This window comes from Halomonas sp. IOP_6, assembly GCF_021151565.1.
In the GTDB taxonomy this organism is placed as follows: Bacteria; Pseudomonadota; Gammaproteobacteria; order Pseudomonadales; family Halomonadaceae; genus Vreelandella; species Vreelandella alkaliphila.
In genome coordinates this window covers 134,974-161,021 of sequence record NZ_JAIRBO010000003.1, presented here as the reverse complement: position 1 = coordinate 161,021, position 26,048 = coordinate 134,974, and the positions used below count along the sequence as shown (strand labels likewise).

At 50.1% G+C, this 26,048-nt stretch carries 28 protein-coding genes and 1 riboswitch; of the genes, 15 read left to right on the top strand and 13 right to left on the bottom strand.

The features are described from left to right. Positions 1 to 9: 9 nt before the first annotated feature. Positions 10 to 117, top strand: a riboswitch (TPP riboswitch). The 5 genes from K7H08_RS06950 (at position 107) to K7H08_RS06930 (ending at position 5,570) form a co-directional block, all read left to right on the top strand. Beyond that, the gene (locus K7H08_RS06950) at positions 107 to 1,495 is read left to right on the top strand and encodes a sodium:solute symporter (protein ID WP_231657542.1); all 1,389 of its coding nucleotides are present in this window, start codon (positions 107 to 109) and stop codon (positions 1,493 to 1,495) included. It overlaps the preceding riboswitch by 11 nt. 34 nt (positions 1,496 to 1,529) lie before the next feature. Then, positions 1,530 to 2,498, top strand: a complete 969-nt coding sequence (gene corA / locus K7H08_RS06945; RefSeq protein ID WP_038477255.1) for a magnesium/cobalt transporter CorA — start codon at positions 1,530 to 1,532, stop codon at positions 2,496 to 2,498. Positions 2,499 to 2,630: 132 nt separating this feature from the next. After that, on the top strand, positions 2,631 to 3,209 hold the full coding sequence (locus K7H08_RS06940; RefSeq protein WP_231657541.1) for an NnrU family protein: 579 nt from the start codon (positions 2,631 to 2,633) through the stop codon (positions 3,207 to 3,209). A 133-nt stretch (positions 3,210 to 3,342) separates the two neighbouring features. After that, on the top strand, positions 3,343 to 4,509 hold the full coding sequence (locus tag K7H08_RS06935) for an alcohol dehydrogenase catalytic domain-containing protein (protein ID WP_231657540.1): 1,167 nt from the start codon (positions 3,343 to 3,345) through the stop codon (positions 4,507 to 4,509). Positions 4,510 to 4,520: 11 nt separating this feature from the next. Next, positions 4,521 to 5,570: a proline racemase family protein gene (locus tag K7H08_RS06930; protein WP_120386542.1), complete on the top strand. Its 1,050-nt coding sequence runs from the start codon at positions 4,521 to 4,523 to the stop codon at positions 5,568 to 5,570. On the opposite strand, the gene K7H08_RS06925 is transcribed toward K7H08_RS06930, so the two are convergent. Both K7H08_RS06925 and arfB read right to left on the bottom strand, forming a co-directional pair. Then, entirely contained in the window at positions 5,567 to 5,788 is a 222-nt protein-coding gene (locus K7H08_RS06925; RefSeq protein WP_089039485.1) for a DUF1289 domain-containing protein, read from the bottom strand. The two genes, K7H08_RS06930 and K7H08_RS06925, sit on opposite strands and share 4 nt — an antisense overlap. 103 nt (positions 5,789 to 5,891) lie before the next feature. Continuing rightward, positions 5,892 to 6,308: an alternative ribosome rescue aminoacyl-tRNA hydrolase ArfB gene (arfB, locus tag K7H08_RS06920; RefSeq protein WP_038477244.1), complete on the bottom strand. Its 417-nt coding sequence runs from the start codon at positions 6,306 to 6,308 to the stop codon at positions 5,892 to 5,894. A 123-nt stretch (positions 6,309 to 6,431) separates the two neighbouring features. Between arfB and K7H08_RS06915 the strand changes: the two genes are divergently transcribed. The 3 genes from K7H08_RS06915 (at position 6,432) to K7H08_RS06905 (ending at position 8,276) form a co-directional block, all read left to right on the top strand. Then, a complete protein-coding gene (locus K7H08_RS06915; RefSeq protein WP_231657539.1) occupies positions 6,432 to 7,043 on the top strand; it encodes a flavin reductase family protein in 612 nt (203 codons plus the stop codon). Positions 7,044 to 7,187: 144 nt separating this feature from the next. Further along, complete coding sequence (locus K7H08_RS06910) at positions 7,188 to 7,757, top strand: DJ-1/PfpI family protein (protein WP_231657538.1); 570 nt, start codon at positions 7,188 to 7,190, stop codon at positions 7,755 to 7,757. A 156-nt stretch (positions 7,758 to 7,913) separates the two neighbouring features. Then, complete coding sequence (locus K7H08_RS06905; protein ID WP_038477238.1) at positions 7,914 to 8,276, top strand: ribbon-helix-helix domain-containing protein; 363 nt, start codon at positions 7,914 to 7,916, stop codon at positions 8,274 to 8,276. A gap of 85 nt (positions 8,277 to 8,361) precedes the next feature. Here K7H08_RS06905 and K7H08_RS06900 read toward each other — a convergent pair whose 3' ends face one another. Beyond that, positions 8,362 to 9,129: a DUF1499 domain-containing protein gene (locus K7H08_RS06900; protein WP_120386545.1), complete on the bottom strand. Its 768-nt coding sequence runs from the start codon at positions 9,127 to 9,129 to the stop codon at positions 8,362 to 8,364. A gap of 210 nt (positions 9,130 to 9,339) precedes the next feature. On the opposite strand from K7H08_RS06900, the gene K7H08_RS06895 reads away from it, so the two are divergent. Continuing rightward, positions 9,340 to 9,690, top strand: coding sequence for a hypothetical protein (locus K7H08_RS06895; RefSeq protein WP_231657537.1), 351 nt, complete (start codon positions 9,340 to 9,342; stop codon positions 9,688 to 9,690). Positions 9,691 to 9,736: 46 nt separating this feature from the next. Here K7H08_RS06895 and K7H08_RS06890 read toward each other — a convergent pair whose 3' ends face one another. Together K7H08_RS06890 and K7H08_RS06885 are read right to left on the bottom strand one after the other, a co-directional pair. Beyond that, positions 9,737 to 9,949: a DUF3820 family protein gene (locus K7H08_RS06890; protein WP_038477229.1), complete on the bottom strand. Its 213-nt coding sequence runs from the start codon at positions 9,947 to 9,949 to the stop codon at positions 9,737 to 9,739. Positions 9,950 to 9,990: 41 nt separating this feature from the next. Beyond that, entirely contained in the window at positions 9,991 to 10,863 is an 873-nt protein-coding gene (locus K7H08_RS06885; protein WP_120386547.1) for a LysR substrate-binding domain-containing protein, read from the bottom strand. 182 nt (positions 10,864 to 11,045) lie between these two features. On the opposite strand from K7H08_RS06885, the gene K7H08_RS06880 reads away from it, so the two are divergent. Then, positions 11,046 to 11,471, top strand: coding sequence for a VOC family protein (locus K7H08_RS06880; RefSeq protein WP_095603891.1), 426 nt, complete (start codon positions 11,046 to 11,048; stop codon positions 11,469 to 11,471). Between the two features lie 49 nt (positions 11,472 to 11,520). On the opposite strand, the gene K7H08_RS06875 is transcribed toward K7H08_RS06880, so the two are convergent. Continuing rightward, entirely contained in the window at positions 11,521 to 12,417 is an 897-nt protein-coding gene (locus K7H08_RS06875) for an AraC family transcriptional regulator (protein ID WP_038477221.1), read from the bottom strand. Positions 12,418 to 12,611: 194 nt separating this feature from the next. Between K7H08_RS06875 and K7H08_RS06870 the strand changes: the two genes are divergently transcribed. Further along, positions 12,612 to 13,673, top strand: coding sequence for an NAD(P)-dependent alcohol dehydrogenase (locus K7H08_RS06870; RefSeq protein WP_198349027.1), 1,062 nt, complete (start codon positions 12,612 to 12,614; stop codon positions 13,671 to 13,673). A 74-nt stretch (positions 13,674 to 13,747) separates the two neighbouring features. On the opposite strand, the gene K7H08_RS06865 is transcribed toward K7H08_RS06870, so the two are convergent. Continuing rightward, positions 13,748 to 14,515, bottom strand: a complete 768-nt coding sequence (locus K7H08_RS06865) for a class I SAM-dependent methyltransferase (RefSeq protein ID WP_231657536.1) — start codon at positions 14,513 to 14,515, stop codon at positions 13,748 to 13,750. 168 nt (positions 14,516 to 14,683) lie between these two features. On the opposite strand from K7H08_RS06865, the gene nfsA reads away from it, so the two are divergent. Together nfsA and K7H08_RS06855 are read left to right on the top strand one after the other, a co-directional pair. Next, positions 14,684 to 15,415: an oxygen-insensitive NADPH nitroreductase gene (gene nfsA / locus K7H08_RS06860; RefSeq protein ID WP_038477210.1), complete on the top strand. Its 732-nt coding sequence runs from the start codon at positions 14,684 to 14,686 to the stop codon at positions 15,413 to 15,415. 142 nt (positions 15,416 to 15,557) lie between these two features. Beyond that, on the top strand, positions 15,558 to 16,187 hold the full coding sequence (locus K7H08_RS06855) for a hypothetical protein (protein ID WP_038477207.1): 630 nt from the start codon (positions 15,558 to 15,560) through the stop codon (positions 16,185 to 16,187). A 31-nt stretch (positions 16,188 to 16,218) separates the two neighbouring features. On the opposite strand, the gene K7H08_RS06850 is transcribed toward K7H08_RS06855, so the two are convergent. The 5 genes from K7H08_RS06850 to K7H08_RS06830 all read right to left on the bottom strand — a co-directional run bounded on the left by K7H08_RS06850 (position 16,219) and on the right by K7H08_RS06830 (position 23,044). Further along, entirely contained in the window at positions 16,219 to 17,022 is an 804-nt protein-coding gene (locus tag K7H08_RS06850) for a PEP-CTERM/exosortase system-associated acyltransferase (protein WP_120386551.1), read from the bottom strand. A 26-nt stretch (positions 17,023 to 17,048) separates the two neighbouring features. Further along, entirely contained in the window at positions 17,049 to 19,919 is a 2,871-nt protein-coding gene (locus K7H08_RS06845) for a bifunctional diguanylate cyclase/phosphodiesterase (RefSeq protein ID WP_231657535.1), read from the bottom strand. 23 nt (positions 19,920 to 19,942) lie between these two features. Continuing rightward, positions 19,943 to 21,178, bottom strand: a complete 1,236-nt coding sequence (locus K7H08_RS06840; RefSeq protein WP_198349029.1) for a hypothetical protein — start codon at positions 21,176 to 21,178, stop codon at positions 19,943 to 19,945. Further along, the gene (locus K7H08_RS06835; RefSeq protein WP_231657534.1) at positions 21,147 to 21,671 is read right to left on the bottom strand and encodes a hypothetical protein; all 525 of its coding nucleotides are present in this window, start codon (positions 21,669 to 21,671) and stop codon (positions 21,147 to 21,149) included. Before K7H08_RS06835 ends, K7H08_RS06840 begins: the two co-directional genes overlap by 32 nt. A gap of 437 nt (positions 21,672 to 22,108) precedes the next feature. Beyond that, the gene (locus K7H08_RS06830; protein WP_120386553.1) at positions 22,109 to 23,044 is read right to left on the bottom strand and encodes a glycerophosphodiester phosphodiesterase family protein; all 936 of its coding nucleotides are present in this window, start codon (positions 23,042 to 23,044) and stop codon (positions 22,109 to 22,111) included. A gap of 364 nt (positions 23,045 to 23,408) precedes the next feature. On the opposite strand from K7H08_RS06830, the gene K7H08_RS06825 reads away from it, so the two are divergent. Then, positions 23,409 to 23,798: a VOC family protein gene (locus tag K7H08_RS06825; RefSeq protein WP_231657533.1), complete on the top strand. Its 390-nt coding sequence runs from the start codon at positions 23,409 to 23,411 to the stop codon at positions 23,796 to 23,798. Between the two features lie 223 nt (positions 23,799 to 24,021). On the opposite strand, the gene K7H08_RS06820 is transcribed toward K7H08_RS06825, so the two are convergent. Continuing rightward, on the bottom strand, positions 24,022 to 25,005 hold the full coding sequence (locus tag K7H08_RS06820; protein ID WP_231657532.1) for an aldo/keto reductase: 984 nt from the start codon (positions 25,003 to 25,005) through the stop codon (positions 24,022 to 24,024). A gap of 58 nt (positions 25,006 to 25,063) precedes the next feature. Between K7H08_RS06820 and K7H08_RS06815 the strand changes: the two genes are divergently transcribed. Then, on the top strand, positions 25,064 to 26,008 hold the full coding sequence (locus K7H08_RS06815) for a LysR family transcriptional regulator (RefSeq protein ID WP_198349033.1): 945 nt from the start codon (positions 25,064 to 25,066) through the stop codon (positions 26,006 to 26,008). The last annotated feature ends 40 nt before the right edge of the window (positions 26,009 to 26,048 follow it).

The window sequence follows — 26,048 nt, the reverse complement described above, 5'->3', positions numbered from 1 at the left end:
GTCTCCATTCACTGTCGCCAGGGGAGCCCGCAGCTGTTGGGCTGAGAATGCGCACTGCGCAGACCCTGGAACCTGATCCGGTTCATACCGGCGGAGGAAGTGCGACATGCCTTACCTAACGTCAGCCGTACTTGGTACGGCGCTATTCTGTTTTGCTTTTCTGGGCCTGCGTGCACGTCATGTGCAGGGGTCGCTTGATGACTATGTCACAGCAAGAAACTCGCAAACCGCTTCCACACTTGGATTCTCCTTTTTAGCCTCGGGAATGGGCGCCTGGATTCTGTTTGCGCCGCCTGAAATTGGTGCCTTTGTTGGTCCTTTAGCGTTGGCAGGCTATGCCATTGGCTCTGCGCTGCCGTTTATCGTGTTGGGGTTGTACGGACCAAAAATTCGTCGTGCATTGCCAGAAGGCAGAAGCATCGCCGAATTCGCCCACGCCTGTTACGGCAAGGGGGTGCGTCATTGGGTGCTACTGGTATCCGTAGCCTACATGGGCTGTTTTTTAGCAGCGGAACTGACGGCGATAGGTGCTATTACCGCGCTACTTTCCGATGTACCACCTGCACTAGTGATTATTGGCGTTGCGCTCACTACCTTGGTGTATACGGTGATTGGTGGGTTGCGCGCAAGTCTCGCAACGGATCGCTGGCAGGCATGGCTTTTACTAGCCCTGTTATTAGCCGTAGGTAGCGTTGCGATTTGGCGGCTACCAACCATGCCGAATGATGCAGTCATGCCCTCTATTCCTATTGCAAGTGCGCTCAGTGTTGCCCTGACGCTCGTGATTGCGGTGACCGCCGCCAATCTTTTTCACCAGGGCTATTGGCAGCGTGTATGGGCTGCCCAAGATGACCAGAGCTTAGGTCGTGGCGCTTGGCTAGGCGGCGGTCTGACCGTACTGGTTGTGATGGTGATCGGCGGTGTCGGCATCATGGCCGCCATGAGCGGTGTTGCTTTGGGAGAACCACCTATTCCTTTCTTTGCGCTGTTAACAGATGCGCCTGCCTGGGTGGCGTTACCTGCATTGGTGTTGGCAGTCACGCTAGTGACCTCAAGTGTTGATACGCTGCAAAACGGTATAGCGTCGGTGATAGTAGGGCGTGGCGGTGAACGACATGCAACATCTTTAACGACCGCACGTTGGATAACGGTCGCAATGATGGTGCCGGTGGTATTTATTGCCCTGCAAGGATTGTCAGTTCTACGGCTCTTCTTGATAGCCGACTTGCTTTGCGCTGCCATCGTGGTGCCTGTGCTGCTTGGCCTGTGGCAACGTATGACGCCAGTTGCGGCGATTGGTGGCGGTATCGCTGGGTTAGTAGGGGCAATACTGCCGGGATGGCTAAGCCAGGGAAGCATCGCAGCTGGCATCATGGCGGCTACCTTTCCAGGCAGTATCCCAACGTTGGGGCCTTTTCTAGGGGCGTTGCTGGCGTCTATTGTCGTCAGCGTTACAATGGCATATCTGCCTAATCGACGAAGCGTTAGGCCGTAACGTTAAGCCGTGAGCCAACTTAACAGGGACGATCATGATTCGCAGCCTACTAACGACGTCAGAAGGCGATGTGCGCGAAGGCGATGAACGCCTAATCGATGACTGGCAAGCGATGCCTGGCAGCCACCTATGGATAGACATGAAAGGTGAGCCTGAGGAGCGTGAACGCCAGCTATTGGAGCGTTTTGATTGTCATCCAATGGCAATTCAAGATGCCCACAAAGAGCGCCATCCGCCGAAAATTGAAGAGTTTGAACACCATACCCTGATTATTTACCGAGGTATTTCGTCGTTTGATGCTCAGCTAAACTTTGTGCCTCAGCAGGTGTGCCTCTTTATTGGCGAGCGTTTTCTAATCACGCTGCACGCCGGTGAGGCGCTTAGTATTGAACGACTCTTTAATGAGCACGGGAAAACGCTGCTGGCGCTATCTCCCGAGCGTGTCGCACTGAAAATTATGTACACTTCGGCAGGCTTCTATATCGATAGCTTACTGGAGTTTGAGAGCGAGCTAAGCGATATAGAAGATGAGCTTTTGGAAGATGGTAACGATGTGCTGATGCGGAAAATCACCGCCTATCGTTCACGATTAGTAAAGATGCGCCGTGTTTTTAGCTACCACAAAGGCATTACCCAAGAGCTTACTGCCTATGACTATGCCCATCTGCCTCGCGGAGAAAGTGAAACGCTGCATGCCATCACGGATGTAGAGGAGCGCTTTGAGCGCCTATATACACTGACACAAATGTATTACGACATTTGCGGTGATCTCATTGATGGTTACATCTCGATTTCCTCTCACCAGCTAAATATCACCATGCGGGTATTAACGGTGATTACTGCCATATTTGTGCCGCTGACGTTTATTGCCGGTATTTACGGCATGAACTTTGAGTATATGCCAGAGCTGCGCTATCAGTATGGATACTTTTTTGTTTGGGGAGCCATGCTGGGTATCGGTGGTAGTTTAATCTGGCTATTTAAACGCAAAAACTGGTTTTAAACCGAGCTGGTTTTAAACTGGGTCAGATGGTCGCCATCGGCGAAAAGTTGATAGTTCGCCATGTGATTTGAGCGCTAGTGTGGCATCCTCGCAGTCGACCAATGACCTGCAAATAACCTGAGAGCCACTTTTATGACGATCATGATTATTGGCCTGCTGATTTTTCTTGGCAGCCATTCTGTGAGTATCTTTGCTGAAGACTGGCGTCAGCGACAGATTGTTAAACACGGCGAAAACACCTGGAAGATAGCGTACTCCGTAGTGTCAGTGATTGGACTGGCAATTGCTATTTACGGTTTTGGCCAAATGCGCCTAGACCCTATCTACGTTTGGTTTCCCCCCATGGGCTTACGCCATGCGGTAGCACTACTGATGGTGCCTGCCTTTATTATGCTGGTGGCAGCCTATGTGCCGCGTAATGCTATCAAAGCGAAGCTTGGTCATCCGATGATGTTGGCCGTAAAAATTTGGGCATTTTCACACTTATTGGCTAATGGACGACTTGGCGATATCATCTTTTTCGCAGCATTTTTGGTGTGGGCTATTCTGGCCTTTAAGGCAGCCAAAAAGCGTGATCGCCTGCAGCCCGTTAACCCAGTGCCAACCTCGGCTCCCGCAACAATAGCCACCGTCGTTATTGGCTTGATAGCGTATGTTTTATTCGCACTTTATCTGCATACATTAGTTATTGGCGTGCCTGTTTTTAGCTAGAAATTATTAATAAACATTAACGGCGTCAATGGCTTATATTCGTTGACGCCGTTTTTGTTTTTAACTCTTTAGTAATAGCAAAAGTTTGTTATTGTCAGCTAGGTTCATCCAACGTTTCACAGGGGAGAAATTTATGGCCGAAGCTGTACCTCAAGTACCGAAAACGATGTCTGCCATGTTGTTAACAGGCCATGGTGATGTAGATAAATTGCAGTATCGGCAGGATGTTATTACCCCTAAACCAGGGGCGGGGCAAGTGCTGGTTCAGGTAACGGCAACGGCCAAAAATAATACTGACCGAAAAGCGCGTGAAGGACTTTACCCTACGAAAGGGAAAGAGGAGGTCACATCGTTTGCGATGGGAGGCTCGCCCACACTGACGTTTCCTCGTATTCAAGGGGCTGATATTGCTGGACGCGTGGTGGCAGTAGGCGAGGGCGTGGATGCTGCTCGTATTGGAGAACGAGGCCTGCTCGATTTTAATATTTATGCTGATAAGCGTCGCGATATCAATCTGACGCCAGATTATTATGGCCACGGGGCTGATGGTGGCTATGCTGACTTTGTCGTAGTACCAGCCGATCAGTTTCATCATGTTCCCAACCCTGAACTGCACGATGCAGAGCTTGCTGCGATGGGGATGTGCTCGTATCAGACGGCTTATCACATGATGACGTCTGCCAACATTAGCGCGGGTGAACGTGTGCTAGTGACAGGCGCCAGTGGCGGTGTTGGAACGGCGTTAATTCAGCTTTGTCGGATCGTGGGCGCTATTCCTTACGCTGTCAGCCAGCCGGATAAAGCCGATGCGCTTCTGGCGTTGGGTGCAGAAGTAGTCATCGATCGGGGTGATTTATCGACATTTGTTGAGCGTGTATTGGCGACCACCGATGGTAAGCCGATTGATGCAGTGATGGACTTGGTCGGTGGCCAGATGACCGATCTGTTTATCGATACCATGATTGTTGATATGCAAGGCCGTAGCAGTTATCCGCGGCTTTCCATTGCAGGTGCAAGTGGTGGCAATATCAGCGAGATTATGTGGACTCGCGTCTACTTGTACCAAGTGCAGATTTTTGGTGTTTCCCATGGCACTCGCGAAGAGGCTGAACAACTGATCGAGTGGATTCGTAGTGCGGCGCTAAAACCAGTACTGCATGCGGCCTTTAAACTATCAGATCTACATAACGCTGAGCGCTACTTTGTAAACCGTGGCAGTAACTACTTGGGAAAAATAGTTATTGTTCCTGATGCGCAGTGGGAAACCCATGGTGCACCGTTTTCCCTCACCACCGCCTAGGAGCAATGTTAATGAAGAATCTGCATACGATTCAACTGATGGATACTCATGCCGGTGGTGATGTTAGCCGAATTGTGACGGGGGGTATCGACGTACTTCCTGGTGCCACGGTACGCCAACAAATGGAATTTCTGCGTGATGATGCCGATGGCTTGCGGCGGCTGCTGCTAGAAGAGCCGTATGGTATTCCGGAGATGTCGGTAGATCTGTTGGTGCCTTCCTCGCATCCAGACGCCGTCGCGGGCTATATCATTATGGAAGTCATGGGCTACCCGATTTATTCGGGTTCTAACACGCTGTGTACAGCCACTGCTGTGTTGGAAAGCGGTCTTGTCCCCAAGAAAGAGGGGATTCAACGCTTTAAACTGGAGGCACCCGCAGGCTTGGTGCAAATTGAAGCAAAGGTGAGCAATGGGGTAGTAGAGTATGTTACCTGTGAAGGCCTGCCAAGCTATATCGACACCTATCGCGACACGATTCAAGTTCCGGAACTTGGAGCAATTACTTACTCAGTCGCTTACAGCGGTGGCTTTTATGCCTTGGTAGATGCTGAAGAGTTAGGCTTCAAGCTAGTACGCAGTGAGGAGCAGGCGCTTGCCGCTTGTGCTTATAAAATTGTTGAGGCGATCCAAGCGCAGCGCGGCTTTTCCCACTACACCCTGGGAGATGTAGGGCCATTGCCGTTTTTACATTTTATGGGGCCGGAAGAGAAAGTAGCTGAAGGCTATATTCGCTCGCGTTCAACAACGTATGTACATCCTGGTGTTATTTGTCGTAGCACCACTGGCACGGGCACCTCAGCGCGGTTGGCGCTGATGAATTATGAAGGTCGGCTGACAATCGGTGATAAGTTAGAAACCGTATCACTACGTGAAACGGGGTTTATTGGTACCTTCACCGGCACGCATCAAGAAGGCGCTTATCAAGTGGTGGAGAACACCACGACTGGCCGTAGCTATGTATTGGCAGAATCAAAAATCGTGATTAACTGCGATGATCCAATGGTGGCGTGTGGCGAACTGCATCACATTCTGAGTGACCGGCATACAGCAGAGGGCTAGCGCTCTTCTCTGCGTAATGCGTCGACATAGCCTGTTTGCTCAAGTCGCTCCCATACCGGGGTCTTCTCGGCCTCGGTCATACTTCCCCAGCAGGCAATTTCATCTAGCGTCCGGCCGCAGCCTTGGCACAATGAAGAGGCTGGATCAATGTTGCATACCTGAATGCAGGGCGACAGCGGACGAGCAGCGCAGAGTGTAGTGGATGAGTCGCTGGACATGATGGCTAAGCTCAATGCAGTGGTGAGAAAACGGCGCTAGGCGAGAATTACTTACTCTGTTCACTTCTTATGGTCAGTGCATAGCATAAATTCAGTTCACGTCTTATGAGAGTGGCACTTTACCACGCAGTGACTTCGTTTTGCCTTTACGAGTTTTGTGGTCCACACGGCGTCGCTGTGAGCCTTTGGTGGGCTTAGTTGGCCGCCGCGTTTTCTGCTGTTTGCCAGCACTTTGAATCAGTGCTTTTAAGCGTGCAAGAGCGTCCTCTTTGTTCAATTCCAGGGTGCGATAGCTTTGCGCTTTGATAATCACCACGCCCTCTTTACTAATACGCTGATCAGACAGCGCCATTAAACGCTCTTTATAAATCGGCGGTAGTGTAGAGCTTTGAATATCGAAACGTAAATGCACCGCAGAGGCGACTTTATTGACGTTTTGGCCACCCGAGCCTTGCGCTCTGATCTGACTAATATCGATTTCCCAGTCCGCTATCGTCACGTTATTTGAGATAGTGAGCATTCAGTTCCTTTATGTCGCGTGTGGCTCGTAAGGCTAGCATACTTAGCGCCGAGGAGCCGATTTGAGAAGGATTAAGGCGCGTCGCGTTGGCATGTATTTATAAACACTCCCATAGGAATACCCATGAATTACTTACTAGATGAACAACCTTTGAGTGCTGGTGTTATCTACCGTTTGCTGTCAGGCAGTGTCTGTCCAAGGCCAATTGCATGGGTGTCAACTCAAGATAAGAACGGCAACACAAACCTCGCACCATTCTCCTTTTTTAACGTAGCCAGCGTTAATCCCCCCATCCTGGCTTTTTCACCGCTGCTCGACGGCAGTGGGCTGCCCAAAGACACGCTGCGCAATTTAACCGAACTAGCTGAGTGCGTCGTGCATATAGGCAATGAAACGTTGATAGAAGCGCTCAACACGACCAGCGCGAGTGTTCCTCCCGAACAAGATGAGTTCTTATTAGCGGGGCTAGAGAAGGCTGAAATGCCGGGAATCAGCGTGCCACGTATTGCAGATGCCCCGGTCGCATTTGGCTGCAAGCTGCGCGACTTAATTCGTTTCGGCGATCAGCCATTAGCGGGAACGCTAGTGCTTGCTGAGATTGTCGCTATTCATATTGATGACGCGATATGGGATGGTCGGCACATCAATATGGACGTGCTAAAGCCAGTAGGGCGCTTGGCAGGCAGTGATTATGTACGCATCAGTGACCGCTTTGTGCTTGAGCGGCCTGCGTAATCTAGCTAACCGATGCAATAAGCCTGTGTCGTGAGTGGATGTAGTAGTGGCTTACTACCCGCTGCGTAGCCGCGCTTGCTACTCTCATCTAACACACCATTCGTGTGCTCTGTGCCTCGACCAATAACGACAAGGAGAAGTAAGATGAGCAACAAACGAATTCTAATGATTACCGGTGATTTCACTGAAGATTACGAAACGATGGTGCCTTTCCAGTCGCTAATGGCGGTTGGCCATCAAGTCGACGCGGTGTGTCCCGATAAAGTAGCCGGTGATACCGTGGCAACGGCAATTCATGATTTTGAAGGTGACCAAACGTACACTGAAAAGCCCGGCCATCGTTTTGCTCTGAACGCTGATTTTGCCAAAGTTAATCCCGCTGACTACGACGCCTTGGTGGTTCCTGGTGGCCGTGCACCGGAATACCTGCGTTTAAATCAAGACGTACTGGCGATGGTGAAACACTTCTTTGAAACCCAGAAACCGGTCGCTGCTATCTGTCATGGCGCCCAGTTACTGGCTGCCGCTAAAGTGTTAGAAGGCAAGCAGTGTTCCGCTTATCCGGCTTGCCAGCCAGAAGTGGAACTTGCCGGTGGCCACTTTGCAAACTTGGAGGTCACCGATGCAGTGACGGATGGCAACTTGGTCACTGCACCCGCATGGCCCGCACACCCTGCATGGCTTGCCCAGTTTATGGCGCTATTGGATAAGTAGTACTGATAGGCTACCCCTTTCGCGCCCAGCGGTATCGAACTCAATACGGTTGGGCGCGTTGTCTGTTAGCCGCTATGCTAAAAAGCAGAATTTACTCGATAGCAGATCTTGCCTAGTAGCTTAATAGTAGAGCTTGATAGCAGAGAGAGCATAACGATGTGCAAGCTGTTTATTGATGCCGACCCCGAGCTATGGCGCAGCGCCACACACTCGCTGCGCATTGATGGCATGGTGACTAGTGTTCGCATGGAAAACTACTTCTGGCACCTTCTGGAAGAGATGGCTCAACGGGATGGGATGAACACGGCTCAACTGATTACGCGGCTTTATCATGAGTCGATTGATGCTGGCCACGATCTTGGCAATTTCACCTCATTTTTGCGTGTCTGCGCGCTACGTTACCAGGCGCTTCAGCTTAGCGGTGATATTCCGAAAAATGTAGAGGTGGCGATTGGCTCGCTAGATGCGCAGCAAATTCTGAGCAGAGAAGCTGCCGCGCGTACTAACCAAATGCACTGAAAGAAATGTGTTGAAAGAAGTGCACTGAAACTGGCTCTCTATCGTTAAAGCGGTCAATAGCTGCAAGCCGCATCAGATAAGACCGTTATTCTAGTCGCTTACCCAGATTATCCAGGAAGGTTTCGATACGCAGTGCGTTGGTGCCGACATCGCTGGTTCCCAGCCGGGAGGCTGAGCGCATGTCCACCTGCACGTCGTTTTGTTGCTCAGTAAGACGAATGATGACGTCATCTTCAAAGCCAAACCAGCGGGTTGTGGCGGTCGCTTCGATAGTACTCTCTGTTATCGCGGCGATCTGCCAGCCGGACGCTTCTACTTCTGCCTGAGCTGCTGCTAGAACGGTCGCTTTAGGCGCAGTTACTTGTAAAGGCTGCACATTAGGATAAGCCATTTGTTGCTGACGCGCGGTGGCTTCTCCAGGGTAATCAACTGCATTAGGCGCCGCCTCTCGGGCGTCTCTTAACGCGACAAAGTCCGGTGGGTTTTGGGTGTCGGTGGTTATGTCATGAATGGCCGGTGCCTGCTGTGCACGCTGCCATTGTTGCCAAGGCAAATATAATAAGGCAGCGGTTGCAACAATGACGAAGATAGCCGCTACGCCAGCGCCCATGCGGCGGGTAAAGGCGCTGATGAGCAGTAGCAAGATGCTGATTGCCACGGCTGCGGTTGCTGCATAGACACCATTGCGCATCAGGCTGAAGGCGTCGCCCAGGCTAATCAACTCCCAGCGATAGGCTGGCCCTGCTCCAGCCATTAGCAGGGCTGATGCTATCAGTGCAATGACACTGAGCCAGGCCAGCAGCGTTGGCCAAACTCCTCCTCTACGCGAACGTGCTGAGCGCTCCTTTGCCATAGATCTTCCCTCATTTTGAATACGATGTTGACTTACTTAGCATAGGTTGCGCTAGACCATCTGTCTTCGTTAGACGAGTTGTCTAAGACACCCTACTATGCTGCTGTTAGCAGTAACGCAAGTATTCGCTGTAACGCAAATGGACGTCAGTTTTTACGACATGAGTTTTTACAACTTGAGCCTTTTACAATTTGAGAGATTAGAGCAAGCATGACATTAGCGACTGCATTAGCACCACCCTTGCGAGAGTTACTGGCGACGACCCCGAGCAGTGCTTTACCGATAACCTATCAGCAAGCGGCGAATGCGCTAGGCCTTTCGCCACCTAAGACTATTCAACGTATCGCACAGGCACTTGAACAGCTAATGAAAGAAGACGCCGCCGCAGGAAAGCCTTTTATTGCAACGCTTGTGATTAGCCGGAGTGGCAAAGGGCTTCCAGCGGCAGGCTTTTTTGGGCTTGCCGTGGAATTAGGACGTTTTCCTGCAGCGCCATCCCAGCAAGAAGCGTTTTACTATGCCGAACGTGAGCAAGCCATTAACGAATGGTGTCGTTCTTAGTTTTGAAAAGAAATCAGTTTTGAGGAGAAATCAGTTTTGAGAAAATTCAGTTTTTGCGCAGCGGGTTGAGCAAGTCGCTCAAACCATTGTGGTCAATTTCATGCATTAAATGCAGGAGTTGACCAATTTCTCCTTTTGGAAACCCTTCCCGAGCAAACCAGTTCAAATAGGGACCAGGCAAATCGGCAATAAGCCAGCCTTCGTATTTGCCAAAGGGCATGGTACGCGTTACCAGCTTCTCAAGGTCTTCGGGGTTCATGGGCTATATCTCCTTATCAATGGCAGCTGCACGTTGGCAGTTTAGAGTTGCTGTGATGATTCAGCTAGAAGCTGGGCAAACGCACGGGCAGGTTCGCTTAGATGGCCAACAGCGCGATGCACTAACCCAATATCTCGATGAAACGTATGCTCTTCTAACGAGATGGCTCGAACTGTTTGGGGCCAGCGTTTTAGCGCTATTGGCTGCGGTACTAAAGCAACGCCCACGGCGTTACCCACCAGCTTCACAATGGCTTCAAGCTCGTCCAGCTCACACAGGTCGCGAACTTGGCAGTGGTTGTCCCTTAAAAAGCGGTCTACTTGGCGTCCACCGAAAGAAGCGCGGTCGTAGCGAACAAAAGGGGAGTGGGTTAGCAGCTCCCGCCAGCAATCACCAGGTAACTCCTGCGGGACAAGCAAGCGAAACGGCTCGTGGGCAATGGGCGTCCAGCGTAGATCGCTATGCAGTGAAAAAGGCGGCCGAATAATAACAGCCATATCCAGCTCGCCCGCATCTACCTGGTTCATTAAGTCCATGGAAAGACCTGGCACGATACGGGTGCGACACCCAGAAAATTGCTGATGAAAGCGCGCTACAATGTCTGGCAATACAGTACGCTGAATAGAGGCAATAGCACCAATAATGACACGGCTGCCAAGCCCTTGGCCTGACGGTGAAGCGCCTAGCGTGGCATATAACCCTAGTAGTGTTTGGGCCTGAAGTAACGTCTCTTCGCCCCGCTGGGTAAGCACCGCAGTTCGACCGCTGCGTTCAAATAGCGCAATGCCCAGGGCCTCTTCCAGACGCTTCATTTGAGCACTTACCGCGGCTTGGGTGAGGCCAACCTGGAGGCCTGCCGCCGCAAAAGTACCGTGCTGTGCCACGGCTACTAGCGTTTTAAGTTCTCGTATCATTCGTTGTTTCTGTCATAAGAACTGTCATAAGAAAACTCATAAAAAATATTTGTGAATGGGTCAAAAAACAATTGATTTTATTTTCACATAGCGCGATCTAGGATGGCTACACAGTGGCCGTGTAATGCGGCTGACCATTGCAAATAACGCAACGAACGAAAGCGCTGCAACAGGAGATAACCATGAGTCTTTCCCCTTTTCATCTCGCCATCCCTGTTTACGATGTCGCCCTAGCCAGAGCATTCTATAACGACGTTTTTGGCCTGGAAGAAGGGCGCTCTAGCGATCACTGGGTCGACTTTAACTTTTTCGGTCATCAGTTGGTGATTCACGAACATCCGAAAACACCCGGCCAGCAGAGTGCGCACACTAACCCGGTCGATGGCCATAATGTACCGGTGCCGCACTTTGGCGTGATTTTAGAATGGGATGAGTGGGAAGCCTTAGCCGAGCGCTTAAAAGCGCGGAATACCGATTTCGTGATTGAGCCATACGTTCGCTTTAAAGGCGAAGTAGGGGAGCAAGCCACTATGTTCTTACTCGACCCCTGTGGTAATGCCTTGGAATTTAAAGCGTTTAAAGATCAGGGCCAAATTTTTGCCAAGTAAACCTGTCCTGAAAAATATCCAAGCGAGGTGGAGGAGGTAGTGGGTATGGTTAAGCACGTAGGGCCTGTTCCTGGCGCCTATGCTGCAGCGGTGATGCGCCAAAGTAGCGCTTATAGTCTCTGCTAAATTGAGGCACGCTGCGATAACCGACCGCTTGTGCCGCTTGGTTCACATTGTGGCTATCTTGCAACAACAGTTGCTGCGCCTTAAGTAGGCGCAGTCTTTTTAAATACTGTGCGGGTGACGAACGTGTAATCTGCTTAAAGTGCTGGTGAAACGTCGATATGCTCATATTGGCCTGCTGGGCTAACTGGTCGACAGTAAAGTCCTCAGCAAAATGGGCATGCAACTGCGATAGTACCTGCACAATACGTGAATAGTGACCGTGGCCTTTAACCAGTGCGCGTAAGGCGCGGCCTTGCTCGCCTTTTAACGCTTCAAACACCACCTCTCGTATCCTAGCTTCGCCCATGGCAATGCACTCGACTTCGTCGTGTAATGCATTTGCCAAGCGCAACACCGCGGCTTGCATGCCGTCATTCATCGCCACTGACGCCATCGGCTTAGGAGCCAGGTGTGAATGGCTCATATCGCCCATAGCGGTGACCATCTCACTCAGTAACGCTGGGTCTAGCTTCACCGATATACCTAGCAAAGGTGCCTCCGGCGAGCCGTGAGTTTCACACTCAAAGGGTAGCGGCAGGGTTTGTACAAGATAGTGGCCAGGATTGTAATGAATCTCACGATCGCCTAAATAGCCTATTTTGCGGCCTTGGGCGATGATGATAAGACTAGGTTCGTACATCAACGGGGTTCGTTCTTGACGCCGCCCAAGGCAAAGTAGCCCCACTCTGGGCAACCGGGACACGCTTAGCCCATCCCCCGTTACTAGCGGTGAGATCAAATCAGCGAGTGCGTTGCCGACGAGTTCGGTGTTGGCCACCATAGAAACTCCTAATCTGAGTGCATATTAGAGCTAAACGACAATTATGATGTTTTTTTGAGGTTTTTTGTTATTTTGTTGCGTTCTGATGGAGGAATGAGCAAAAAATACGTAGCTTCGTTCATCGCTATCTGGTGCTTAGCAGCGAATAATGGGAACACTTTCTCGTTTTGCAGAATACTTGTTAAGGAGTTTCCATGAGCCAAGCAAAATCTTATGCTGCCTTTTCTGCTGATAAACCACTCGCGCCATTCACCTTTGATCGACGTGAGCCCCGTCCAGATGATGTTGCCATTGAAATTCTTTACTGTGGTGTTTGTCACAGTGACCTACACTTTGCCCGAGATGACTGGGGCATGAGTCAATACCCTGTGGTACCTGGCCATGAGATTGTCGGCCGTGTAACCGCTGTTGGTGGTGACGTGACACGTTTTAAGGCGGGTGATTTAGTCGGCGTAGGTTGCATGGTCGACTCTTGCCGCACATGTTCTGCTTGTAAAGATGGCGTGGAACAATACTGCCTGGAAGGGTTTACGATGACCTACGGCAGCCCTGACCGCCAAGACGGCACGCTAACCCAAGGCGGCTATTCAGATGCCATCGTGGTGAGTGAGCATTTTGTGCTGCAAATGCCAGAGGGCATTGATTTAGCCTCCGCGGCACCTATTCTCTGTGCGGGAATTACGACGTATTCACCGCTTAAACATCATGGCGTTGGTAAAGGTCACAAAGTAGGCGTGATAGGCATGGGCGGCCTCGGTCATATGGGCGTGAAATTGGCCAAAGCACTGGGTGCGGAAGTCACCGTCTTTACTCGCTCGGATGCCAAGGTAGCAGAAGCAAAGCGCAATGGTGCGGATCACGTAGTGGTATCCAGTGACCAGGCGCAAATGGAGGCTGTTGCAGAAACGTTCGATTTCATGTTGGATACCGTTCCTGTTCAGCACGACCTAAACCCCTACCTTACTTCTCTGAAATATGACGGTACGCATATTATTGTTGGCCTGTTAGAACCGATTGAGCCTGCTATTGAAGCATTCAATTTGGTGTTTAAGCGTCGCGTGGTAGCTGGTTCGCTGATTGGTGGTATCGCTGAAACGGAAGAGCTGCTCAAGCTTTGTGCAGAGCAGAACATCACTTGCGATATTGAGATGCTGGATATTAACAACATCAATGAGGGCTTTGAGCGTATGGAGAAAGGTGACGTGCGCTATCGCTTTGTGATTGATATGGCAACGCTGAAAGATACTGCTGCGTAGCGAGTTGTTATCAATAACCCCACCGTTGACTAACGGTGGGGTTTCCGCGTGAGAACCACTGGGCGTCGAGGCTATCACACGTGGGCAGAGACCCGCAGTCTGACGTAGTCGGCAGTCCAGTTGCCTTGCCCATCACTTAGACTGTGAGAGAGTAGGTTAATCGTATTATCAATAATAGCTACCTGCAGGTCCTCATCTAATCCGTGCAAAAACGGGCTTGCAAAGGTTTCGAGCCAGCCAGCAATACCCGTGGGTAGTGGTGTGGGGCGAGGGATTAGCTCAATTGAATCGACATGAAAGCCCGCCGTTTGAAGTAGGTTTGTGTACTCTTCCGGGGTGGGAAAGTACCAAGGGTGACGGCCACGTGAGCTAATACCGCGAAACTGCAGCGAGGCAATAAGCGCAGTACAAATAGCGGCCACGTTGCCATGTCCCCCAAACTCTGCAACAAAACGTCCGCCGGGTTTTAGTGCGCGTTTTACGCCGGCCAATACCGTTTGCGGGTCCAGCATCCAGTGCAACGCCGCGTTGCTGAAGACCGCATCAAATTCTTGGTCAAAGGGTAACTGGTGCCCATCGACAACCCTAGCGGTGACTCCGCGCTGTTGGGCGGCGGCGACCATCTCTGCAGAGGCATCGACACCCAGTACATCGGCACCTAATTGCATAATACGCTCGGTGAGCGCGCCATCACCACAGCCAAGGTCCAGGATGCGCTGTCCGGGCTGTGGCGCTAAAAGCTTCATTACATCGCTTCCCAACGTGGGAACAAAATTGGCGTGTTCCGCGTAGTGGCTGGCGTTCCATTCCTGCCCTTGCGGTGTCAGAGGGATGTTAGACATTATCGGCTTCCTAGCGGCGTTATTTATCTTAGGGGGGACCCAATGGCTTCATTTAGTATAGCTTGCGATCAATAGCATGCGTTAAGTCTGAATTCAGGAGTAAACGCATGGAACCAGGGCACTTTAGTTGTCATATCCGTTATATCAAGTATTAAGAGGCGAGACGAAATGAATGATGTTATCAAACTGCTTCAATCCCACCGCTCCATCCGCAAATTTACCGATCAGAAGATTTCGCGTGGGCTGCTGTTAGAGCTCATCAAAGCGGGCCAGGCCGCTGCCACATCAAGCCATGTGCAGGCCTACACCATTATTAATGTCACTGACTCAGCGAATCGCGAAAAAATCGCTGAATACGCCGGTGGTCAAGGCTATGTCGCAAGTAGCGCGGTTTTTTTAGTGTTTTGTGCGGATATGAAGCGCCCGACAGAGGCGTCTGAGCGGACAGGTGCCAACGTTGAACGAGGTATGACAGAACAGCTATTGGTCGCCACTGTTGATACTGCTCTAGTGGCACAAAACGTTGCAGTGGCCGCCGAGTCTGAAGGGCTTGGCATTTGTTATATCGGTGGTATTCGCAATAATCCTCAGGCGATCAGCGAACTTTTGCATTTGCCTGACCATGTTTATCCGGTGTTTGGTATGTGCCTTGGCTATCCGGCCCATGACCCTGAGGTTAAGCCGCGTCTACCGGTAGAGGCTATTCTCAAGGAAGATACTTACCGTGAAGATACTGAGCAAGTCGAAGCGTTTGACAGCACTATGCAGGCTTACTACCAAACACGCAGCACGGGTAACAAAACGACTGACTGGTCGCATAATCTAACGCCGCTCTTCGATTCAAAACTGCGTCCCCACATGCGTGACTTTTTAGTTAAGCGTGGTTTTGAAATGAAGTAACGAACGAGCTGAGCGTGAAGCAGCTCATCACCATGTGGTAAGGCGTTTAAAAGAGCAGGTTTCTTGCGCTGCACGATAATTGCGTTCATCTATACTGGTTGCATGCCAAAAGTAGTGCCGATAACAATAAAAGGAGCTATTGATGAATCTTCAGCGCGCTTATTACCTGCTAGCAGCTTTTTACAGCCTGTTTCCACTTATCGGGCTAATGGCCATTTTCTCAGGCGGGGGAACTCCGTTTGCTGTGGCTCACCTCGCGTTGGGAGTACTCGCCGTGATAGGGCTGTGGGGCTACGTACTCAAACGTGGGTTTATGAACCCCCGTATGTGGCAGCCCTTAGCCATGGTGCTGGCAGTCATGGCAGTAGGTCAGATGCTGGTGATCTTCATCCTCCCCATTTCCAGCATTGCACTTACGTGGATGCTAACAAGCAGTATCTTCTCCGTAATGCTGGTCATAGTGCTGTTTCACTATGGAAAACGTGATCAGCCACTATGGGCAACGCCTGTAGAGGCAGATGCTGCAAAGCAACTTGCAAAAATGCTTGATAGCGCTTCGCCTTTATCTGCTGTTCATTACGAAGGTGAACAAGAAAATAGCGTTAACGTTACTAAGGTAGGCAGTCAATATCATGCCAAAGTGACGCGGCGTGGTAAAAACGGGCAAGAGACATTTGAACGCTACTTTCAGTATCCTGAAACACTGGTGTTTTTTCTAGAAAAATTCGCCAGCATTTCAGTTCATGATTTTCGGCAAACGGCGCTTTCTTAAATCGTTGAACAAGCCGGATTTTAAAAATGCGTTAAGAGATAAATGTGTGAGCGATCTGAGGCTTTAATGTTTTTACGATATATTCGTATAACGGGATCAGACGCTCACTCATCTCTTGTTTCGCCACATGATAGTCGATGTAGTAAGCATGGCGAGTACCGTGATACACAATCGGCTCACTCACTTTGGTAAACTGAAAACCTGATATCGCCAATAAACGGGGAAGACGAGGTTCCATCATTGCAAAAACATGTCGTCGATTAGTTAAACCAACGATAGAGTAGGTGCATAAAAAAAGACCCAGGGCGACGAGTGAAAATGTCTTTGCCTCATCTTGTGAAAATAAAACGACTTCTTTACCTGCTATTTCTTCTGGGGTGCTGGATTTTCGCGTTCTGAAATTTTTAGAAATGGCTAACCGTGATACTTCACACGTTTCAAGGGTCGGTAGCTTAAACGGCGTTAATGTAGGATGGTTTAGTAACTGCTTCCCTTGGTTTTGAACAGGCAAATGATCAGGAGGGTTAGTGTTACTGGAAAAGGGCATGACTAATCGTACGCACCCTGCAAGAATGCCACTACGTTTGTGTTCTATAAGGCAATGAATCGAGTAATTATCGTACTCATCGGACTCGTACAAACGTGCCTCATCTTCATGCATCTCATAGTTGAACTCTTTTAAGAAAACATCATGCCGTAGTCGAAAGGCACGCCGTTTTTGGTCGTCGGTGTTAGCAATAAAAAAATGATATTCGTCGATAAATTTGTCAATCATTCCCTTATGGTTGCTTTTATCGTCAAACTCACTCTCTTGGGTGGATTTCCCTGCTAGCATCTGTTGCTTCCTTCTGAGTGCGGCACTTACCAAAGTCGAATTTTTTCAGGTTTCCCTAGATGATAGCCCTGTCCATACTGAATGCCATATGAAAGAAGAACAGGTATCAGTGCTTCTTGATCTACAAATTCAGCAATAGTCTGCTTACCGAAGCCTCTTGCTATATCGGCAATCGCTTTGACAAGCGTGTGGCTATCCGTATCGATAAGTAAGCTGCGAATAAAAGAGCCATCGATTTTAATATAGTCCACAGGGAGCTGACTAAGATAGTGAAAGCTGCTAAAACCAATCCCAAAGTCATCGAGTGCTGTTCGGCAACCTAAATCCCTCACGGTTTGCAGCACGTTGCGCGCTGTTGAGAAATCTGTGATAGCAGCGGTCTCTGTTACCTCTAAAATGAGATGATGGGGATCAGCACCACTGGTTTTTAATTGATCTGCCAGAAACTGTTTTAAACCTAAATCATGTAAAGACTGGCCTGATAAATTTACAGCTAACGACAAGCCCTCTTTTTGTAGCGTTGCCAGTGCTGCTAAGCTATGGCGCAGCACCCAGCGGTCAACTTGAACAATTAAACCGCTTTGTTCTGCAATAGGTATAAACTGTGCCGGAGAGACTAAGCTTCCATCGTCATTGCGCATACGTAGCAGTACTTCGTAATGCTTAATATCGCGATCCTTCAGCCGCACAATGGGCTGCGCCCACAGTTCAAATTCGTCGTTTTCTAGTGCTTTGTGTAGCCGTTCTACCCAATAGACGCGTTCTTGAAGCTCATCTTTAGCATTTTCCGCCTGATTGAGAAGGTACCAATGCTGATTACCACTCTCTTTTGCTTTATACATGGCCATATCGGCGCTAGCTAACAGGTCAGCCGGTGTCTGCCCATTAACAGGGAACAGCGCAATACCAATGCTGGCGGAAACATGGTGCTTCCGTCCAGTAGCTGTAAAGCCAAGACCGTCAAGCAGCTGAGAAATATACTCCGCCACGTTGATCGCTTGTTCGCTGCTAATATCTTCCAGTAGCAGGGCAAATTCATCACCACCGAGGCGGGCAATAATGCTTCGCTGACTGAGATTTAAAAAAAGCGTATCAGCAACTTCTCGTAATAGACGGTCGCCTACATGGTGGCCACTGAGTTCATTGATCTCTTTAAACTGATCTAGATCTAGTAGTAAAACAGCGCCTTTGGCTTGATTAGCGATAGTGCGCTTCAAAGCATCTTGGAAATAGCGACGATTATAGAGTTCCGTTAATGGATCATGTTCCGCAAGCCACGTTAAACGTGCCTCAGCAGCTTTACGTTCGGTGATGTCTAGCCCAACGGATATCTTCGAGGCATCGTGGTTGTTACTGTTCGCCAAAAAAGCGTGGTACCAAACGACGGTAAAAGAGCGTCTATCCAGAGTTTGAAATGTCTTTTCTTCCTGGTTGGAAGCACTGGGATGAGTCACGGTGCTGCCATTAGCATTACTTTCGCTGTTGGCTTCATCCGCATTGTTACTAGGCAATGCCAAGTGAGCATTTTGATCAAAGATGTCAGAGAAATGGCGCCCAATGACATCTGCGTCTTTTAGCCCTAACCTTTCTAGCGTGTAGCCATTAATCAGTTGGATACGCCCTGTACTATTTTGAACAACAATAAAGACCTGTGCAGCGTCGAGTAGGCTATTAACAAAATCACGCTCTTTGGCTAGCTCATCAACGCGTTCGGCTAGCTGTCCGCTATGTTCTTGGACACTCTGTTCCAGTGCTTCTAGCTGGTGGGAAAGCTCACGGGTTGAATCTTCCAGCCTATCAATTTCGTTAGAAAAATGCCGCCGAGGCAATGGTAGTTTATCTCTTACACGACGAAACTCACCACTCGCCAGCGCAGGCAATAGGCCGGCGACTCGCCGTAGTCGAGCCATTGGGCCCAATAGGATAATCAACAGTAATAGCTCGGCAGCTAACCAGCCAACTAAGCCCACTACAAGTAGTGTCTTCGTTGCTGTACGAATAGCGGTGATCTGAGGAGTGATATCGGAAATAAGCAGGAAATACCCAGTGCTGCGCCAGTCGGCGTCTTCCTCCATATACACGGCACTTAATTCAAAATACCGGTTCATGTACTCAAGGCTAAAAGGCATGTGAACCAATTGATTCAGAACGACGTCTTGAGATGCTCGTTGAAGTAAAGAGAGTGTCTGGTCACGGTTTGTAAGCGCTAGAATATGGCTGTTCCAGTCTTCCAGTAGAAGCGCCTCGGGGGGAGGAGAGCCAGTAATACGCCCTGTCACCATCAGCGCTATTTCGCTATTGGAGACTTCTTTAGCTTGTCGCGTAACATCCGCAAGCGAGCGCGATAACACCACCATTCCAATGCTAGCGCCTTCCATAAGAACGGGAACCGCAGCAAACTGCTGGCATGTCATGGCGCAACGTAATGTGGTAATGGGTGACTCTGTGGTCAGTACACTACCTATCCAGCCTTGAATGGGCAGATCAATGAGCGGGTCGTTGGTACCTGAGTAACCCACTCTTGTTCCTTGAGTATTAAAAACAAAGATTTCATCAATCCCCGCTTCTAATTGCAGAGAAGGCCACTGTGCTCTGAGTACCTCAGCTAGCTCATCCTGGTTATTCTCTTGTAGCGCGCTTCCAAGCTCCGGCGCCGCAGCGGTTAAGCCCGCCAACTGACGTAAGTTATCCGATGAGCGTTGCATCGCCAAGCTTATCTCACGCTGCTGCCGCTCATGGCTTTCCATCCGACTACTTTCTAACTGTTGCGTGAGATGGTATTGGCCTAACCAGATAAAGAGTGCCACAAGCGCTAGCAGTAATAGACTGCTCAGCGCGATAACACGCCAAGTCAAGCTAAGCCGGTAGCGCGCTTTAGAGGACGAACGTGTGGTCATCTGCGTATCCCGTTCAGGTAATGCTAAAAGCGCAGTGAAAGCTGGAAGAGCAGCATATTCCAATGTCGGCTTGTTTCAGACGCATCCGCATCTTTATGTAAGGGTAGCCAACCAGTACCATCCACATGATGATATTCACCTGCCAACATTAGGTTGGGTCTGGGGGTCCACTGAACGCCAAAGGTAATGTCATCAGCAAATTGGGAATGGGCAGGGCCCAAGCCACTTTGTTCGTAGCGAGTACCTGAACGGTCATTTCTGTCGTTTACCAAACGATCAAAGCGAATTAACCACTGCCAATCATTGTCCATACGACGCGTATATTGCACATACCAGCTTTCACCGGTTTTCTTTTGGTCGATGGCGGGATTAAAGCCATCCAGTTCAATTGTTCTCAGCGCATACTCAGAGGTTAAGCTCCACAGTTCGTCATTGTATTGCAATGAAAATACCCAAGGCTGAAACTGGAAGCTGCCATTATTTAGTGGCGGTTGAGCGTCTTCATAGTTGGCGTTAGCACTCGCGGTGCTGAGTGCCATTAGGAAGTGTCCACCGTTGTCTTCATAGCGAATTTGGCCAATCGCAGAAGAGCCCGCTTGTAACGATCCTGGAAAACGCTTCAGCCCAAGCGCTTGATCGACATCGTCTTCTATACGAGTTTTACCGACGCCTGCTTGAAAGCGAAAAACGCCTGACTGGGTTCGCTCTTCATGATAAATACTGGCGCCATCGCCAGCCATTCCCAACGATCGAGTTCGATCAAAATAGATTGATTGCGGCAACAAGATGCTGGGGCGCGTGAAAGCGACGTCACGCGTTTGGTTATAAATACCGAAGGGATTTTTAAATCTACCTACCTGAAGACCAAGCGTACGTTGCTGGTTGGAAACCATCTGATAATCCACCACGCCATAATCTAGCGTTGGGATGGCATCACTAGTTTCACCACCGGCGCGACGGCTAAGCACCTGAGCGGCCACCAGCACATTGCGGTGAGGGCGAATAGAAGCGTTAACACCTATTTCGGTATACTCCAAACTTCCTGCATTCTCACTGCTGCGACCGAAGAAATCGTTATCGTCGGTAATGATAAGTGCCTGACTCAGGAAACCATGTACTTGCAGAGTGTCGAGCACGCTTTCGTTTGCCCAGGCAGACGAGCAAACAGGTAGTGCGAGCAAACTTGTGAGTATGGCTATAGTGGGTCTGCGGATAACGGAAAAATGTTCATTCCATTGAAATAACTTGGACATTTTCATCCAGATACTCCCTTTCAAGATATCCCAGCGCGCCAGGAGTATTCGCAATCTTCTCGCGCATTTCGAGCTGATCAGCAACGCGATTAGGCGCTTGCCCCATGCCAGAAAACACCATGCGATCCCATGCCAGTTGTAGCTGATGTGGATAAACGGCGAGCTGCTCTTTGGTGAAACGCGCATGTACAGGATCTCGGTTTGGCAGCACAAACACCTGTACGGCTTCGCCGTCAGGCCATGTACGTTGCCGCATGGCAAATATCGCCCGCGTTGTGTCACGGTTTAGCCATTGCGTGGCTACCGCTGGGTGCGCCACTAGAAGTATGGTTGCGTCTTGATCAACGGATTGTGCATGGGTTTGTTCGGCAAGAAGAAAAGCCAGCACTAACCCAATAAGGCCCCGTGTGATTTGTTGGCAAGCGATACGTATCAAGTAAAGAGACGGCATAGCGCGAGTCTTGTCCATCGCCTGCTGAACGCCAAGCCCATGCAGCATACCATTCGTGCTAGCACGCTATATGTGTGTGAAATGATGACGCTTACTCCTCTTCAGCCTCTAGAGGCAAACTGTTTTTGTATAAATATTTTGTGTGATGGAAGATAAATTTTTGAACCTCGGCTCGGCAGCGGTAAGTCGAAACTGCACAATTTTTAAACCCTACATCAATTTTGTTGATCTTACCTACATCACAATCAACGAAACGACCTGCGACGAAAGTATGTATCGTCTGGAAATACCGCTCGCAAGGTTGATTGACGATGACACACGAGGGCAGTGCTTGAAGCGCTAAATACACGCGTTCAATAGATCTACTTCTTGATAGTTAAGCTGATGCTAATTGCTATCAAGGCTGAGAGGGGATGCTCGGATTCACCCCGATCAACTAAAACGCTCGGCCAAAGCCGAGCGTACAATGACGAGCCAACGATGGGTTAGTCCGCGAGTTCAAGAAGCCGATCAGCGTAATCGGTAAACAAACCGTTGACGCCCCAGTCCTGTAAACGCTTCATCTCATCAACTTCATTGATGGTGTAAACATGAACTGGAAGGCCATTCTCTTGAGCTTGGCGAATAAAATCAGCATCAATAACGTCTTCGCCGTTATACGTCACATTCGTGCCGATACCCACCGCGTACTCTTTGATAGCCTGAAAGTCTTCGTCAGTGATGTCTGCTGGCGCTGGAGTAACACCTGTCCACTCCACTAAACGATCATTATCTTCCTCGCTGGGCGAGTACCATACCAACTGGATGAGGGGGATATGCTGATTAAGCTCACGTAGTTTGAGGAGACTACCCTGCTCAAACGATTGCACCAGCACCCGACCATTTGCAATCATGTCATGCTCTTCAAGCGCCTCAACCAAGGCTTCTTCTAAACCAGGGTTTAAGAGAGGGGATTTGGTTTCAATGTAGTAACGAGCATCGTGACCAAAGCGCTCAAATAGCTCTTCCAGTGTGAGTATTTGCGCTCCTGCAAAGGCCGGGTCTGCCTTATCGACATTGGCGTCGTTAAACCAGGTGCCGGTATCAAGCGCCTTTAGCTCTTCTAGCGTGTAATCATGAATATTGCCTTCGCCGTCACTGGTGCGATCGATGGCATCATCATGGAATACCACTAACTCACCATCGGAGGTGATCTGAACGTCCAGTTCCAGGTAATCAGCTCCCCACTCATGGGCCAGTTCATAGGCTGCCATGGTACTTTCCGGCGCATGTCCGCTGGCACCGCGATGAGCGATTACCTGAAACGACTCCAGATCCTTTAGCTGCTGCTCTAGTGGCGTTGCCTCTGCGAGTGCAGTGGACGTAGCAGCACCAGCAAAAAGACCCAGTGACACGGCAGTAATCAGCGGATGACGTTGCATAGAAATTCCTTCGTTGAACAGTTGTTCAATTATCCTACAGGTCTCCTTGTAAAAATACCAAATAGGTAACTTGTTTGTGTTTGTTAAAGAAAAGCCTGCTTTGGTAGATGCTCTTGCCATTAAACGCTTGGTCTAACACAGCATCAGCTATTCTTAAGTGGATGCTACTCATTGCTTACTTAGCAATTGCCCTTTATCTAGGCAAGCTAAAAGAGTGGCTTTCTGGTGCCAGAGCAGGGGTGGGAGTGGCTGTTAATCTTCCCACTGATTGCCTTGCGATCGGAGGTTTTCTGGCAGAAGTAGATGAAATAAGTAGATGAAATAAGCAGATAAACAGGGAGATAGGCGATAAGAGGTAGCCACAATGATTGCTTATACAATGGTAGGAACGCATAACCTGGAACGTGCACTTCGCTTTTATGCGCCGTTGTTTAACAGTATGGGGCTGGATGTGTGCTGGCAAGACGATGCCTGCGTTTCTTTCGGCGACCCAGATGATGTCAATGTGCCAAGGTTCTTTGTTGGTTTTCCCTTTAATGGTCATCCCGCTAGCGCTGGCAACGGCACCATGACAGCGTTTCAATTTGCTGATCCTAAAGAAGTCGATACGCTCTATCAATTAGCGATGCAGAATGGGGGCAGCGATGAAGGTCCGCCAGGTTACCGCCCCCAGTATGGTGAAGGCTTTTTCGCTGCCTACGTACGAGATCCAGACGGCAACAAGCTGGCGTTCGTCGTCTATCCTCATCGGTAAATGCTAAGCCAACACAGCGTCAACAAATAGCTCCTCTGTAAAGGTTGAATTACACAAAAACGCCTGCAGCTAAAGGTTAGCAGCCATTCAAAAGGAGCAATGATGACGACGCTAGTAATTGGTGCAAACTTCCATTACTAACCAGGAGTATCTGCTGTTGGATGGAAAGCGCTCGATTGATGAGATTATTCAGTAGTAGCGCCAGCACTCAAGGCGTAACAGGTTAAGCATTAACCCCTTTCATGCCTTCCGGCGTGTAGCGCTCACCGATCACCGGAACGCGTGCGGTAGCCGCTTCCAACTGACGTTGCTCATCAGCGGTAAGAGTGATCGACGTTGCTGCTGCATTCTCTTCAAGGTAGCGCAGCCGCTTAGTACCTGGGATCGGCACGATGTTGGGTCCTTTAGACAGTAGCCACGCGAGCGATAGCTGTGCAGGTGTGCAACCTTTGTTGGCGGCCACTTCTCCAATCACGTCGGCGATTCGGCGGTTGGTGCTCATGGCCTGATCTGAAAAGCGCGGCAAGTTAGGACGGAAATCACCTTCTTCGAAATCCGTAGTGTCCTGAAATCTTCCCGTTAAGAACCCCCGGCCTAATGGCGAGTAGGGCACAAAGCCGATGCCTAGCTCGTTACAGGTTGGGAGCACAGCTTGCTCTACGTCGCGTGTCCAAAGCGAATACTCGGTTTGGACGGCAGTAATCGGATGCACTGCATGGGCGCGGCGCAAGGTATCAGCGCTGACCTCGCACAGACCGATATGGGCAATTTTTCCCTCTTTGACTAGCTGGGTGAGGCCTTCCATGGTCTCTTCAATAGGCGTATCCGGGGTAACGCGATGGACGTAGTAGAGATCGATTTGCTCGATACCTAATCGCCGCAGCGATGCCTCGCAGGCCTTGCGCGCATACTCGGCGCTATTGTCCAGGCGTCGTTGATACTCACCAGGGTTACGCACAATGCCAAACTTGGTTGCGATACGCACTTGCGGCTTATGCTTAGCGAGAAAACGGCCAATCAGCTCTTCGTTATGGTGCGGTCCGTACATATCTGCCGTATCAAAAAAGTCGATGCCCAGTTCCACTGCTTGCGCCAATACGCGTAGCGATTCACTGTCATCCCGAGGGCCGTAGAATTCGCTCATTCCCATGCAGCCCAGGCCAATAGCGGAAATAGAAAGGTCGGTGTCAAGTGTACGTTGTTGCATGCTGTCTCTCCGTAAACCGTTCTTGAGTAGCGGAGTGACAGCGTGGCACTATCCTATAATGAAAAAAATGAACGAGTTCGATAAGCCATTTTCCGGTTTTGAAAAACAGATGCCCCGTGGGTGGGTGTGGGATGACACCCGCGCCTTTTTGGCTGTGGCTCGTCACGGTACGCTGAGTGGTGCCGCAGCGGAGCTTCATTTGGGCATTGCGACGCTCTCTCGGCGTATTGAACGGCTGGAAAAGGCGCTTAAGCTACCGCTATTTGTGCGCCAACAGTCGGGCTACCAACTGACCGAGGAAGGGGCAGGGCTGGTCGAGAAAGCTGAAGCGCTGGAAGCGGCTGCAGTGGCGTTTACCACCGATGTGTCCCGCCACTCACAACTGAGTGGTAGAGTGCGTTTGGCTACCGCAGAGAATTTGGCAACGGCATTGATTCTACCTGCGCTTGCGCAATTTCGTCGTCAGTATCCTGGCATTACGCTTGAGCTGGTGACGGATATCTCTACTGTCAATCTACACCGTCGTGATGCCGATCTAGCCCTCAGAATGGTCAAACCCGAACGCGGTAATGTCACCCTGCGCCGCTTGGGTTCCTTAGGCTATGGGCTTTATGCTAGCTCAGCCTATGCGGCGCAGCGTAAGACGACTCTTGACGCTGGCGGCTACGACATGGATGCCTTTATCACCTGGGGGGAGACGCAAGCGCACCTGCCTGCAGCACAGTGGGTCGAGCGCGTTCTACAAGGGCGAGAACCCGCGTTAACCACTACCTCTGTGGCGACCCAAATCGCGGCAGCTAAAGCTGGGCTAGGGATAGCGGTATTGCCGCATTTTTTGGCTCAGGAGGCCGGATTGGTCTGCATTGCTGCTGATCTTGGCGTGGACCAGCCTATTTACCTCGTCATCCAAACAGATCTTACACAGTCACGCCGAACCCGTGCCGTGGCGGACTTTCTTGTTGATCTGGTCGCCAGTAACCACGCCCGCTTGAGCATGGGCTGAGAAGCGGGGGGATATGACTCTAATTGATGCCATTAACGCC

What these genes read in the sequence shown, in the direction of transcription:
- K7H08_RS06875 (WP_038477221.1), bottom strand. Translation starts at nt 12,417, where the DNA reads ATGGTGGCCAACACCGAACTCGTCGGCAACGCACTCGCTGATTTGATC.
- K7H08_RS06940 (WP_231657541.1), top strand. Translation starts at nt 2,631, where the DNA reads ATGACGATCATGATTATTGGCCTGCTGATTTTTCTTGGCAGCCATTCT.
- K7H08_RS06840 (WP_198349029.1), bottom strand. Translation starts at nt 21,178, where the DNA reads ATGAAAATGTCCAAGTTATTTCAATGGAATGAACATTTTTCCGTTATC.
- K7H08_RS06815 (WP_198349033.1), top strand. Translation starts at nt 25,064, where the DNA reads ATGAAAAAAATGAACGAGTTCGATAAGCCATTTTCCGGTTTTGAAAAA.
- K7H08_RS06865 (WP_231657536.1), bottom strand. Translation starts at nt 14,515, where the DNA reads ATGTCTAACATCCCTCTGACACCGCAAGGGCAGGAATGGAACGCCAGC.
- K7H08_RS06930 (WP_120386542.1), top strand. Translation starts at nt 4,521, where the DNA reads ATGAAGAATCTGCATACGATTCAACTGATGGATACTCATGCCGGTGGT.
- arfB (WP_038477244.1), bottom strand. Translation starts at nt 6,308, where the DNA reads ATGCTCACTATCTCAAATAACGTGACGATAGCGGACTGGGAAATCGAT.
- K7H08_RS06890 (WP_038477229.1), bottom strand. Translation starts at nt 9,949, where the DNA reads ATGAACCCCGAAGACCTTGAGAAGCTGGTAACGCGTACCATGCCCTTT.
- corA (WP_038477255.1), top strand. Translation starts at nt 1,530, where the DNA reads ATGATTCGCAGCCTACTAACGACGTCAGAAGGCGATGTGCGCGAAGGC.
- K7H08_RS06905 (WP_038477238.1), top strand. Translation starts at nt 7,914, where the DNA reads ATGTGCAAGCTGTTTATTGATGCCGACCCCGAGCTATGGCGCAGCGCC.
- K7H08_RS06915 (WP_231657539.1), top strand. Translation starts at nt 6,432, where the DNA reads ATGAATTACTTACTAGATGAACAACCTTTGAGTGCTGGTGTTATCTAC.
- K7H08_RS06845 (WP_231657535.1), bottom strand. Translation starts at nt 19,919, where the DNA reads ATGACCACACGTTCGTCCTCTAAAGCGCGCTACCGGCTTAGCTTGACT.
- K7H08_RS06855 (WP_038477207.1), top strand. Translation starts at nt 15,558, where the DNA reads ATGAATCTTCAGCGCGCTTATTACCTGCTAGCAGCTTTTTACAGCCTG.
- K7H08_RS06925 (WP_089039485.1), bottom strand. Translation starts at nt 5,788, where the DNA reads ATGTCCAGCGACTCATCCACTACACTCTGCGCTGCTCGTCCGCTGTCG.
- K7H08_RS06825 (WP_231657533.1), top strand. Translation starts at nt 23,409, where the DNA reads ATGATTGCTTATACAATGGTAGGAACGCATAACCTGGAACGTGCACTT.
- nfsA (WP_038477210.1), top strand. Translation starts at nt 14,684, where the DNA reads ATGAATGATGTTATCAAACTGCTTCAATCCCACCGCTCCATCCGCAAA.
- K7H08_RS06885 (WP_120386547.1), bottom strand. Translation starts at nt 10,863, where the DNA reads ATGATACGAGAACTTAAAACGCTAGTAGCCGTGGCACAGCACGGTACT.
- K7H08_RS06895 (WP_231657537.1), top strand. Translation starts at nt 9,340, where the DNA reads ATGACATTAGCGACTGCATTAGCACCACCCTTGCGAGAGTTACTGGCG.
- K7H08_RS06950 (WP_231657542.1), top strand. Translation starts at nt 107, where the DNA reads ATGCCTTACCTAACGTCAGCCGTACTTGGTACGGCGCTATTCTGTTTT.
- K7H08_RS06835 (WP_231657534.1), bottom strand. Translation starts at nt 21,671, where the DNA reads ATGCTGCATGGGCTTGGCGTTCAGCAGGCGATGGACAAGACTCGCGCT.
- K7H08_RS06935 (WP_231657540.1), top strand. Translation starts at nt 3,343, where the DNA reads ATGGCCGAAGCTGTACCTCAAGTACCGAAAACGATGTCTGCCATGTTG.
- K7H08_RS06880 (WP_095603891.1), top strand. Translation starts at nt 11,046, where the DNA reads ATGAGTCTTTCCCCTTTTCATCTCGCCATCCCTGTTTACGATGTCGCC.
- K7H08_RS06900 (WP_120386545.1), bottom strand. Translation starts at nt 9,129, where the DNA reads ATGGCAAAGGAGCGCTCAGCACGTTCGCGTAGAGGAGGAGTTTGGCCA.
- K7H08_RS06820 (WP_231657532.1), bottom strand. Translation starts at nt 25,005, where the DNA reads ATGCAACAACGTACACTTGACACCGACCTTTCTATTTCCGCTATTGGC.
- K7H08_RS06830 (WP_120386553.1), bottom strand. Translation starts at nt 23,044, where the DNA reads ATGCAACGTCATCCGCTGATTACTGCCGTGTCACTGGGTCTTTTTGCT.
- K7H08_RS06910 (WP_231657538.1), top strand. Translation starts at nt 7,188, where the DNA reads ATGAGCAACAAACGAATTCTAATGATTACCGGTGATTTCACTGAAGAT.
- K7H08_RS06870 (WP_198349027.1), top strand. Translation starts at nt 12,612, where the DNA reads ATGAGCCAAGCAAAATCTTATGCTGCCTTTTCTGCTGATAAACCACTC.
- K7H08_RS06850 (WP_120386551.1), bottom strand. Translation starts at nt 17,022, where the DNA reads ATGCTAGCAGGGAAATCCACCCAAGAGAGTGAGTTTGACGATAAAAGC.